Genomic DNA, 11,733 nt, shown 5'->3' with positions numbered 1-11,733 from the left:
CGGCGTCGTCGACGGCCCGGCCGTACTCGGACGACTCCGACAACGCGGCGGGGTGCCGTGCCGGGCGTCGCGGACCCGCGAAGATCCGCCGGACAGGGCCTGGACCGTCGCGAGCGGCTCACGAAGCCGGCCGGGCGGCACCCAGGTCCCGTCAGGTCGAGAGGAACCGGTCCCACAGGCGCTCCCCGAGGCACGCGCGCCTTCCGCCCCGGCCCTTCGCCGGGCCTTGAACCGGACGCCCGTCGGGGTGCGTTCGAACGCGCGTCACACCGGGCTCTCCCGCCCGGTGTGACGCGCGTAGTTCGTTGCGGAAGATCACGGTTTCCCACTTTATTCCCGATGTCTTCTGGTGGCCTTGCCGTAACCAAGGGGCAACTTCCTGGCGAATCATCCCGTCAGGTAGTCGGTTGAATCCCACGTGTCACCAACGTCTCACTAGGTTGCACCTGCTGCTCCAAGGGCCGTAACCGCGGCGCGACTGGGACGAGTGGCAGGGGTGGGGACATGGGATCGCCCGATGAGACCGGGAGATTACGGAGCGCCGCCGGTGTGCGGTGTCAGACCGACATCGACGCCGACGGCCGCTACGGATGGCGCGTCGTCGCACAGAACGGGCGGGTGGTGGCCGTTTCGGCCATCGCCTTCGCCACCTATGAGCGGTGCCGTGCTTCCTTCGAGGAGGTCTGCCGACAACACGCGGTCCTCACCGGAGGTGTCCAGCACACGCAGGAGAACAACGGCTGGATGTGGATCGTCAGGAACGAGGTCGGACAGCGCACCATCGAGTCCGCCCGTTCGTACGAGCGGTACTCGACCTGCAGGGCCGCGTACGCCCGCTTCCGCGATCTGCTGCGGGAGTTGGGCGAGAGCGGCGAGTTCCCGTGGAGCGGCCGTTGAAGCTGAAGCGCCGATCCGGTGGAGCGGAGGCGCTGATCCGGTCCTCATGCCCACAGGAGTCTGGTGCCGCGCACACCTCTGTGCACGCCACTCGCACACGTTCGTAACCGGAAGTTGCCTCTAGGACGCCCCTCGTTCACGGGAAGGTGCCCACGTGTCAACCGCGCCCCGTGAGCGTCTGGGGTGTGCTGAGACGAACAAGGGAGCGAACTGTGGCCGCCGGGGTGACCGGTGGGCCTTTCGACGGTGATTCCGGCGAGATGCCGGCCGTCGACAGTTCACGCGTGCTGTACGCCGACCCCGGGCTGCCCGACCGGATCTTCCGCGGGGTGGCCCGAGGCGGCGGCGGCCTGGTGCTCACCGTCATGCTGCTGGTCGGCGGCTTTCTGCTGTACCGCGCCTGGCCCGCGCTCGACCGGGCCGGCTGGTCCTTCCTGACCACCGAGTCCTGGGAACCGGACGCGGGCAGTTTCGGTATCGCGGCCGTCATGGTGGGTACGGTGCTGATCGCCCTGGTGGCGATCGTGGTGGCGGTGCCGCTCGCGGTCGGCGCGGCCCTGTACATCTCCGAGTACGCGCGGCCCGGTATCCGCTCCACACTGATCAGCATCGTGGACCTGATGGCGGCCGTGCCCAGCGTGGTCTACGGACTCTGGGGGCTCTTCTTCTTCGAGGGCGCCATCATCCCCACCGCCCGCTGGATCGCCACCTACCTGGGCTGGTTCCCGCCGCTCAGCGTGGTCGGCGTCGACCCGAACGATCCGCTCTCCACCGCGACCGTCTACACCTCCTCGACGCTGATCGCGGGCATCGTGGTGGGCTTCATGGTCGCTCCCGTCATCTGCTCGGTGATGCGTGAGGTGTTCACCCAGGCCCCGGCCGGTGAGCGTGAGGGCGCCTACGCGCTCGGCGCCACCCGCTGGGGAATGATCCGCAGCGTCGTCCTGCCGTTCGGCAAGGGCGGCATGATCGGCGGCACCATGCTCGGACTCGGCCGGGCCCTCGGCGAGACGATCGCCGTCTACCTGATCATCTCGCCGGTCTTCGTGATCCAGTGGCACATCATCCAGAGCGGTACCAGCTCGGTCTCCTCGCTGATCGCGCTGCGCTACGGAGAGGCCAGCCCCTTCGCCATGTCCGCGCTGATGGCCGCCGGCCTCGCGCTCTTCGTGATGACCCTGATCGTCAACTTCGCCGCCTCCTCGATCGTCGCCCGCAGCCGCTCCGGCGCGGCGAGCGACGCCTAGCGCCGTGACCGAGCCGGTTCACCGGCCCCGTCCGGCCGTCGGTCCGCAGCCCGCCTCGCGCCCCTTCCCCTGCCTGACTCTCAAAGGGATTCACCCGCTATGACCCTCGCACCCGAGACGCCGCCGTCCGTCACGGCGGAACGGCGCACCGTGCTGCCCGCGAGCCGGCCGCGGCCCGCCGAGCCGGGCGGGGAGCGGCGGCGTTCCCTGGCGCTGGGCCGGGCCACGGACACCTATGCGCTGCTGGGCGCGGCCGGTGCGGCCGTCGGACTGACCGCGCTGCTCTTCGTATGGCTGCTGCCGTTCAACGGCGCGGTCGGTTTCGCCTGCGTCGGGTACGTGATCTTCCTCGGCCTGTACGCCCTGCTGGTCTCCTTCGACGAGGACGGAGCGACCGTACGGGACCGGCTCGCCGGGGTCGTCGTCCGCACCGCGGGCCTGCTCCTGCTCGCCGCCCTGGCCTTCGTGATCGTCTACACGCTCTGGGAGGGCCGCAGGGCGCTGCCCCACCTCAACTTCTTCACCGAGGACATGAAGCTCTCGGGCCCGCTCGAACCGCTGAGCGTGGGCGGCATTCTGCACGCCATCGTCGGCACACTGGAGCAGATCGGTATCGCGCTGGTGCTCACCGTGCCGGCCGGGCTGCTCTGCGCGGTCTTCCTCAACGAGGTGCCGGGGCGGTTCGCGCGGTTCGTCCGCACCGTCGTCGAGGCCATGACCGCGCTCCCGTCCATCGTCGCGGGCCTGTTCATCTACGCGACCGTGATCCTCACCCTGGGCGCCGACAGGTCCGGCCTCGCCGCCTCCCTCGCCCTGTCCGTGATGATGCTGCCCATCATCATCCGCGCCTCCGACGTGGTGATCAGGCTGGTGCCCGGCACGCTGCGCGAGGCGTCGTACGCACTGGGCACCTCGCGCTGGCGCACCGCCTGGCACGTGGTGCTGCCCACCGCGCGCTCGGGCCTGACCACCTCGGTGATCCTCGGTACCGCGCGCGGTGTCGGTGAGACCTCACCGGTGCTGCTCACGGCGGGCTTCAGCGCCGAGATGAACGCCGATCCGTTCGACGGCTCACAGGTGTCCCTGCCGCTGGCCACCTTCGAGTTCGTCAAGTCGCCCGAACCGAACATGATCGCCCGTGGTTTCGGCACCGCGGCGACGCTGATGGCCCTGGTGCTGCTGCTGTTCATCGCCGCCCGGATCATCGGCGGGCGCGCGCCGGGCCAGTTGTCACGCCGTCAGACCCATCGGCGGGTACTCGCCTCACGCCGTGACGCCGAGCGCTTCGCCACCCGCACCCGCACCGGTACGGACGGCCACAAGCCGGCCGCACCCTCCGCCACACCCTTCAGGAGTTCCCCGTGAGACCCGCGACCGTCTCCCGTCTGGCCATGGGGCTGGCCGCGCTGCTCTGCGCGCTGCTCGCCGTCGGCCCCCCGCCCGCGTGGGCGGTGACCTATCCGAAGATCAACGGCGCGGGCTCCACCTGGAGCGCCAACGCGCTCGACCAGTGGCGCCGCAACGTCGCCTCCAACTTCGGTATGACCGTCAACTTCGCCGCGACCGGGTCGTCCAACGGCCGTGAGCAGTTCAAGAACGGCACGGTCGACTTCGGTGTCTCCGAGATCCCCTACGGGCTCAAGGAGGGCGGCGTCACCGATGTCCCGCCGCAGCGCGGTTACGCCTACATGCCGATCGTGGCCGGTGGTACGGCCTTCATGTACAACCTGAAGATCGGCGGCAAGCGGGTCACCAATCTGCGGCTGTCCGGCGATGTCCTCGCCAAGATCTTCACCTCGAAGATCACCATGTGGAACGCGCCCGAGATCAGGGCGGACAACCCCGGACTCACCCTGCCGGGCCGCCGGATCGTCCCGGTCGTACGCTCCGACGGCTCCGGTACCACGGCGCAGCTCACCACCTGGCTGGCCAAGGAGCACAGCTCGACCTGGAACGACTACTGCGGACGGGCCGGCCGTGCCACGCCGTGCGGTCTCACCTCGTACTTCCCGGTGGTGCCCGGTACGTCGACGATCGCCAAGTCCGGATCCCTCGGTGTCTCGGGCTTCGTGAAGCAGGGCCAGGCCGAGGGCGCGATCACCTATGTCGAGTACTCGTACGCGATCGCGACCGGCTTCCCGGTGGCCAAGGTGCTCAACGACTCGGACTACTACGTGGAGCCGACCGCGTCCAGCGTCGCCGTGGCCCTGCTCGACGCCAGGATCAACTCGGACAAGAACTCGACCAACTATCTGACCCAGATCCTCGACGGCGTCTACCGGTCGAAGGACAAGAGGTCGTATCCGCTCTCCAGCTACAGCTACATGATCATTCCCACGTCGCTGACCGGTGAGCAGAATCCGATGACCGAGGCCAAGGGCCTCTCGCTGGGCACCTTCGCCAACTACTTCCTCTGCGACGGCCAGCAGATGGCCGAGGAACTCGGCTACTCGCCGCTGCCGAAGAACCTGGTCCTGGCGGGCTTCGAGCAGGTCAAGCGGATCCCGGGCGCGCCCAAGGACAAGGTCAACATCAACTCCTGCCGCAATCCCACCTTCTCCTCGGACGGGACCAACACGCTCGCCAAGAACGCTCCGCAGCCCAAGGCGTGCGACCGCAAGGGCGGGACCCAGTGCGACACCGGGACCGCGGGCGCCAAGGACCAGCCCACGCCGGTGAAGCCCTCGGCGCAGGGCGCCAACGGCGGCTCGGGCACCGGTGGTTCGGGCGGCGGAACCGGCGGCACCGGTGGTACGGGGGCGACCGGCGGTACGGGCGGCACCTCGGCCGGCACCGGCGGAGCGGCTGCCTCGGGCGGTGCCTCGGGCGGCGCGTCCGGCTCCCAGGACCCGGCCGCGGCGGGCGGCGCCTCCGGCGGGACGATCGACCCGGACACCGGCGAGCTGATCACCGATGTCGGCACGTCCGGCGGCGGCGACTCCTCGGTCGTCGCGAACCCGGTCACCCTCGCCTCCGGCGAGGCGTCGGGGCTGCGCGGCGCGCTGATGGCGCTCTCCGCCCTGCTGCTCGTGGGCGTGATCATCGGCCCGCCGCTGACGGCACGCGCGCTGGCCGCGCGGACACGCCGCAGGGAGGGATCGGGATGAGCGTGCGCGGCATGCCCGTCTCCCGGCGGGTGAAGACCGGTCTCGGCGCGCTGGCCGGCGCCCTTGTGCTGGCCCTCGTACCGCTGCCGTCCGGACCTGTCCAGGCGGCCGAGGCGCCCGAGATACGGGCGGCGGACGCCGGCGCGGAGGACTCCGCGATGACGCTGAGCGGCAAGAAGGGCCCATACGACGACTTCTCCGACCTCGAGGTGACGGTCCACCAGACCAAGAACCTGCGTGCGCAGGGCGTCGAGGTGACCTGGAAGGGTCCTGAGACACCACCGTCCATGAAGTACATGGACTATCTCCAGATCATGCAGTGCTGGGGAGAGGATCCCGCAGGCCCCGAACGTGAGCAGTGCGAGTTCGGCGCGATCAGCGTGGGCGACCGCTTCATGGGCCTGCGGGCGCTGCCCAAGGGCACGGACCCGCAGGAGACCGAGTACACCGAGGCGAAGGACGGCGGCAACCCGTTCGTACCGTTCCGGCCGGTGGTGGGAGAACCGACTGACGCGGTCACCGACTGGACGTACTTCAGCAACAACGACACGAACACCCAGCCCTGGCTGCGTACGAGGCCGGACGGCAGTGGCGAAGCGGTCTTCGAGGTCAAGACGGCGCTCGAAGCGCCTCATCTGGGGTGCGGTGAGGTCGATCCGGCAGCCGGGCGGACGACGCCACGGCGGTGCTGGCTGGTCGTCATCCCCCGTGGCACACACGATCCGGACGGTTCCTCCGACATCGGCACAGGACTGAAGACCTCCGGACTGAGCCAGTCCAACTGGGACCAGCGGATCGTCTTCCCGATGGACTTCGGACCGGTGGGCAATACCTGTGCCGCCGACAAGCAGGAGCGCCGCGTCATCGGGTCAGAGCTGCTGACCGACGCCATCACGTCCTGGCAGACGCGACTGTGCTCGGGCGCCGACGCACGGTTCACCTTCAGCCAGGCCGGCGAGGACTACGCGCGGGGACTCATCGCGAATCCCACGCCCACTTCGCCCGGGCTGGGTATCACCGTGGCGCCGGTGGAGGGCGATGACGTCGTGCACGCTCCCGTGGCCGTCAGCGCTCTGACGGTCGGCTTCTTCTGGGAGGACGACGGCGCCGGACAGGTGCATGATCTCAAGCTCAGTCCACGGCTGCTGGCCAAGCTGCTGACCGGTTCGTATCCGTACGACATCCGGCTCGTCAGCTTCCAGCATCCGGTTCCCGACCACCTTCAAGGAAATGCGCTGTCCCTGATTGTCGATCCGGAATTCATGAAGCTGAATCCGTATTTCGACCGTCCCACGGCGCCGCAGATCGGGCCCGACGGAATACTCCTTCAGGCTGGTAATTCGGATCTCAATTCTCTTGTCTGGCGCTACCTCCAGTCCGACAAGGACGCCAGGGAATTCCTCCAGGGAAAGCCGGATCCTTGGGGCACGAAGGTGAATCCCTCCTACCTGGAGCTGGGTCTCGACAAGGACGCACCGATCGACTTCCCGAAGGCGGACCCCACCGAGACCGAGGTGTCGCTGGCGCTCGGTGAAGGTGCGACGCTGAAGATCTCGTACGGGCAGCAGGAGAGGTCGCCCTACTCCAACGACCTGCACAACGGAGCGCTGAGGGTCCGGCGAGGTGCCAGCGGAGCGACCTTCATTCCCGCTCAGGACAGCACTTCTCCCAGCGGCATCAAGCTTGTGGCGTCGGACGCCGTCCCGGGAAGCCGCAAGGCGTACGGCATTGTCGACGCAGCGTCCGCGTCCCGCTACGGACTCGATGTCGCCGCGCTGCCGAATGCCGACGGCGTGTACGTCAAGCCGACCTCCGACGCCCTGCTGAAGGCCGTGGCCCGGATGCCGGACTCGGCGGTCAAGGGCGTGAAGGCGCCCACTCCGGCCACCGCGACGGGCGGCGCCTATCCGCTGACAGCGGTCGCCTACGCCGTCGCTCCGCTGGACCAGCCCGCGAAGGTCCGCCAGGACTACGCGCGGCTGATCCGGTACGCGGCGAGCAGCGGGCAGACGCCGGGCCTGACGCCCGGAGAGCTGCCGCCCGGGTACGCGCCGATGCCCAAGACGATGCGTGACCAGGCGGTCTCCGCCGCCGCCCTGCTCGAACGCGGCAAGCCGGCCGACCCGGACGCCTCGCCGTCCGACGAGAGTTCGATCGCCGGTGGCAGCGCCGGCGGCAGCGCTGCCGCGCCCGGCGGATCCGCCGGCGGCGACGGCTCGGGCACCACGGCGGGCGCCGGGGACGGCGGAGCGACGGACGGAGGCACCGGAGCCGGCGGCGGTACGCCCGATCCGTCGGCCGCGCCGGGCGCGGGCACGGGCGGCTCGGGCAGTCCCGGGCCGGCGAACAGCGGTCTCGCCTCCTCCGGCGGACTGACCCCGGGCGAGGCGCTGGGCATCGTCCGCTGGGTGCTGCTCGGCGTGCTGGTGGCGGGCGGCCTCGCCGCGCTGGCAGGTCCCGTACTCCTGCGGCTCTCGGCACGACGGGTGGCGACGGGCGGCTCCGGATGAGCTGACGGGACCGTGGCCCCGGAATTCCCGGAGCGGCGTTTTGCCCTCCGGGAATTCTGCGTAACCACGGGTGAATTCCCTAGGAGTCACCTAGGAAATGCCCTCGTAACCTTTTCCTTCAACGGAGTTGGTGGTTCTCCGGTGGGGGGATACGGAACTGTTCACGGTGTCGGCCGACGGGTCGGCAGCAACGAAATCCGGATTCCTCTTGACCGTCCATTGCTCGCAATCCGTATTCACGGAGGAGAACAGAAGTGAACGTCAAGTCCCGTATTCGCATGGCCGCCGCTGTCGGCGCCGCGGCTTTCGGTCTGAGCCTGCTCACCACGCCCGCGTCTGCCGACCCGCCCCCGCCGCCGGCTCCGTACCGTACGCTCGTCGGCGTGGGTTCTGACACCACGCAGGACGTCGTCAACGGCCTGGGCGATGTCATCACCTCCCCGACCATCGCGTCGTACAACGCGACGGGCCCCTCGCCCATCAAGACGCGCGCCGTCAACTGTTCCATCGCCCGGCCGAACGGTTCCTCGGCCGGTATCGACGCGCTGCGCGCCGACCTCTCGGCCCCGGCCGGCAGCACCACCAAGAACTGCATCGACTTCGCCCGCTCCTCCCGGGGTCCGGCGAACCTGACCACCACCCTGCTGACGTGGGTTCCGTTCGCCAAGGACGCGGTCACCGTCGCCGTCCGTTCGGACAGCGCGCTCAACTCGTCCACCGCGCCGCTGAACCTGGACACCGCCAAGCTCAAGCTCATCTACACCTGTGACCCGGCCTGGCGTTCGCTCAACGGTGTCACCCTGACGCCGCTGCTGCCGCAGACGGGCTCCGGTACCCGTACCTTCTTCCTGGAGAAGATCGGTGTCACCGAGGCTCAGGTCGGTTCCTGCGTCGACGGCACGGTCCAGGAGCACAACGGCCTGGCGCTGGACACCGCCGGTGACATCGCCCCGTACTCCATCGCCCAGTACATCGCCCAGACCAGCGGTGTGGTGACGGACCGTCACGGTGCCACGGTTCTCCTTCCGGTGGGCGGTGTCCAGCCGCGCAACGGTGACGGCACGCTCAACGTGAGCTTCCCCTACAACCGTGACGTCTACAACGTCGTCCCGACCGCCAAGATCGACGGCGGCGCCACCGCTGACGACGCCAACCTGAAGGACGCGTTCGTCGGCACGGGCTCCGACGTGTGCCAGCAGACCGACGTCATCACCGCTTACGGCTTCGGCCTCCTGGGCGGCGACTGCGGCGCCACCGCCATCAAGGGCGAGCGCTGATGATCCGGGGCGGACGCTGATCCCGGCCTCCGTCCCGGCTCTTCCCGCAGCAGCACTCACCACCGCACAAAGGCCGGGCACCCATCGGGTGCCCGGCCCCACGGCCACCTACCCGGGGCCGGCTGACGTACCGCGAACGCGAAGGAGGAGCACCGAATGAAGGTCACATCTGTTGTCCGGGCGGCCGCCGCCACCGCCGCCATGGCGCTCGGCCTGAGTTTGCTCATCACTCCCGCGTCCGCCGACCCGCCGTCGCCCACCGAGTTCCGCCAGCTCGTCGGTGTGGGCTCCGCCACCACACAGGACCTCTTCAACGGCCTGGCCGAGGCTGTCGTCTTCGACCCGGACGGCGTTCCGGACGACCAGCTCATCGCCTCGTACGACGCGACGGGGTCCGCCACCGTCCGGACCCGGCCCACCGGCTGCGTGATTCCCCGGCCGAACGGGGGTGACGCCGCGCTTCTCGCCTGGCGGGTCAATGCCGCCAACGAGGCTCTGTGCGTCGACTTCGTACGCGCCGACCGGGGCCCGCGGAGCACGTCGACCTCCCGGCGGACCTGGATACCGTTCGCCAGGGACGCGCTGACCTTCGCCGTCCGTTCGGACAGCCCGCTCAACGCCGCCCCCGGTCCGAACCTGACTTCCACCGACCTGCGCGCGGTCTACACCTGTGCCAAGAGGACGCTCAACGGTGTCACCCTGACTCCGCTGCTGCCGCCACCGGGCTCCAACATCAGGAACTTGCTGCTCGGGCAACTCGCCATGGGCGACCTCGATGTCGGTGCGTGTGTCGACACGTCGTTCCAGGAGAACGACGGCACCGCGCTGGACACCGCCGGTGACATCGCCCCGTACTCGGTCGCCCAGTACATCGCCGAGACCACCGGCGTGGTGACGGACCGTCATGGTGACACGGTGCTCGGCAGGGTGAACGGTGCCTCGCCGCGCACCCCCATCGGCACGCTCAACGCCTCCTTCCCGTTCGCCCGTGACCTCTACATCGTGGTCCCGACCGCGAAGCTGACCGGTGGTGCGACCAGGGACGCGGATCTCGCCAACACGTTCGTCGGTCCCGGTTCTGAGATCTGTACCTCGATGGACGTCATCGAGGCGTACGCCTTCGCCCCGCCCGCCGCCCTCTGCGGCGGCACCTCCCTGACGGGGGAGTTCTGATCACTCTTCCTGTCCTCCGCACCAGGCCGGGCACCCACCAGGTGCCCGGCCCGGCGGCATGTCCGTATCCATTCGGCACCGGCACCGCACACACCGTGGTCCATGCCTGTGCCCCGCCCTGTGCCCGACACCTCGTGCCGAGCACCCACTAGGAGTTACGACCATGACACGCCTCGCGCGAGCGAGAACACTTCCGGCGCTGCTGATGTGCTGCGCCCTGCTCCTGGGCGCCGCCGCCGCCGTGCTCGGCGCCGCGGCCGGCGCGAGCGCGGCCGGCCGACTGGGGGCACTGACCCTCAGCAAGACCTCGGGCAGCATCACCGACAATCCGCTGAGCCCGCACATGTCCACCGACGCGGCCTGCCCGGCGAACCAGGGCCAAGTGCTGCGACTCTTCGTGGTTCATCCCACGGATCCCAAGGAGTTCAGGATCGGTGAGGTGAAGGCGGGTGGTTACGACGCCGGGCCCATCGACACCGACATGCCGGCGAGCATTGTTCTCTTCACCCTCTCCAAGGCTCTCACCGGCTGGTTCCCGGACGGGAACTACAACGGCACGTACGAACTGAGGCTCGACTGCATCAATCCTCTCGACGCCACGCTGCCCCGGTCCTTCTTCACCACGAACATCAAGATCACGGGCACCACTTGGGCGGTGGCCGAGGCCGAAGCCACGAGCGTCACGCTGACGGCGTCCCCGGAGAACCATCCCGTACAGGGCACGGAGGTGACCTTCACCGCGGCGGTGACCCCCGCGGCGGCGACCGGTGAGATCACCCTGACCTCGGTGCGCGGCGCCGCCGAGCCGGTCGAACTCGGCACAGCCACGGTCGCGAACGGCAGTGCGGTGATCAAGACGTCCGCGCTGACCAAGGGCGTACAGGACATCAGGGCCCAGTTCACCCCTGCCGACCCGGACACCTACGCCGCTTCGTCCGGCCAGATCAGCGGCTACACGGTCGACGAGACCGGCCCGACGCCGTCCGGCTCGCCGTCGGGCTCGCCGTCGCCCAGTGGCTCTCCTTCCCCCGAGGTGCCCGCCGACCTCGAGGTCGTCGACGCCGACGGCAACCCGCTGGGCGAGAACCCGCCCCTGGAGGCCGGTCAGAAGGTCGCCATCACCGCCCGCGGCTACTCCGCGGACGCCACGGTGAAGGTCTCCCTCTCCGACAGCGAGGAGGCCTTCGAGGACGCCACGGCGGACGCCGAAGGCATCGTGCAGGGCTACGACTTCACCGTCCCGGAGGAGATCGCCGACGGCGACCACACGCTGACGCTCGCGGAGGACGCGGAAGGCGGCCACAGTGTCGCGTTCGCCTTCACCACCGGCGAGGCCGACCCGGAGCCCAGCCCCGAGCCGAGTGACTCCACCGGCACGGACGGCGGCACGACGGACGGTGCGACCGGTGGCGACACCGGCGGCGACACCGGTACCGGTCGAGGCGAGAGAACCGTCTCCGCCGCCGCCGCTGCCACTGCCGCCGTCCGAGCCGCCCGTACCACCGGTGTCGCCGCCGGTGTC

Annotated in this window: 8 protein-coding genes; all 8 read left to right on the top strand. The window is 69.5% G+C overall.

Going from position 1 to position 11,733, the window contains the following annotated elements; genetic code table 11:
* Positions 1-504: 504 nt before the first annotated feature.
* Positions 505-897, top strand: a complete 393-nt coding sequence (locus BFF77_RS01385) for a hypothetical protein (protein ID WP_211280127.1) — start codon at positions 505-507, stop codon at positions 895-897.
* A gap of 284 nt (positions 898-1,181) precedes the next feature.
* Positions 1,182-2,144, top strand: coding sequence for a phosphate ABC transporter permease subunit PstC (pstC, locus tag BFF77_RS01380; RefSeq protein ID WP_245703032.1), 963 nt, complete (start codon positions 1,182-1,184; stop codon positions 2,142-2,144).
* A 99-nt stretch (positions 2,145-2,243) separates the two neighbouring features.
* Positions 2,244-3,509, top strand: a complete 1,266-nt coding sequence (pstA, locus tag BFF77_RS01375) for a phosphate ABC transporter permease PstA (protein ID WP_079124716.1) — start codon at positions 2,244-2,246, stop codon at positions 3,507-3,509.
* Positions 3,506-5,251, top strand: coding sequence for a phosphate ABC transporter substrate-binding protein PstS (locus BFF77_RS01370; protein WP_245703030.1), 1,746 nt, complete (start codon positions 3,506-3,508; stop codon positions 5,249-5,251). Before pstA ends, BFF77_RS01370 begins: the two co-directional genes overlap by 4 nt.
* Entirely contained in the window at positions 5,248-7,761 is a 2,514-nt protein-coding gene (locus BFF77_RS01365) for a hypothetical protein (protein ID WP_066942911.1), read from the top strand. The genes BFF77_RS01370 and BFF77_RS01365 overlap by 4 nt, the downstream gene beginning before the upstream one ends.
* A 254-nt stretch (positions 7,762-8,015) precedes the next feature.
* Positions 8,016-9,038 (top strand): substrate-binding domain-containing protein, encoded by a 1,023-nt coding sequence (locus tag BFF77_RS01360; RefSeq protein ID WP_141698327.1) that lies wholly within the window; start codon positions 8,016-8,018, stop codon positions 9,036-9,038.
* A gap of 156 nt (positions 9,039-9,194) precedes the next feature.
* Entirely contained in the window at positions 9,195-10,211 is a 1,017-nt protein-coding gene (locus tag BFF77_RS01355; RefSeq protein ID WP_066942907.1) for a substrate-binding domain-containing protein, read from the top strand.
* Positions 10,212-10,374: 163 nt separating this feature from the next.
* Positions 10,375-11,733: Ig-like domain repeat protein (locus BFF77_RS01350; RefSeq protein ID WP_066942905.1), on the top strand; the 1,359-nt coding region annotated here is incomplete at its 3' end.

Source organism: Streptomyces lushanensis, assembly GCF_001700515.1.
Classification (GTDB): domain Bacteria; phylum Actinomycetota; class Actinomycetes; order Streptomycetales; family Streptomycetaceae; genus Streptomyces; species Streptomyces lushanensis.
This window is presented reverse-complemented; position numbering and strand designations above follow the sequence as displayed.

Excerpts from the sequence above, each read along its gene's own strand:
- BFF77_RS01385 (WP_211280127.1), top strand. The coding sequence starts at position 505 with ATGGGATCGCCCGATGAGACCGGGAGATTACGGAGCGCCGCCGGTGTG.
- pstA (WP_079124716.1), top strand. The coding sequence starts at position 2,244 with ATGACCCTCGCACCCGAGACGCCGCCGTCCGTCACGGCGGAACGGCGC.
- BFF77_RS01365 (WP_066942911.1), top strand. The coding sequence starts at position 5,248 with ATGAGCGTGCGCGGCATGCCCGTCTCCCGGCGGGTGAAGACCGGTCTC.
- BFF77_RS01355 (WP_066942907.1), top strand. The coding sequence starts at position 9,195 with ATGAAGGTCACATCTGTTGTCCGGGCGGCCGCCGCCACCGCCGCCATG.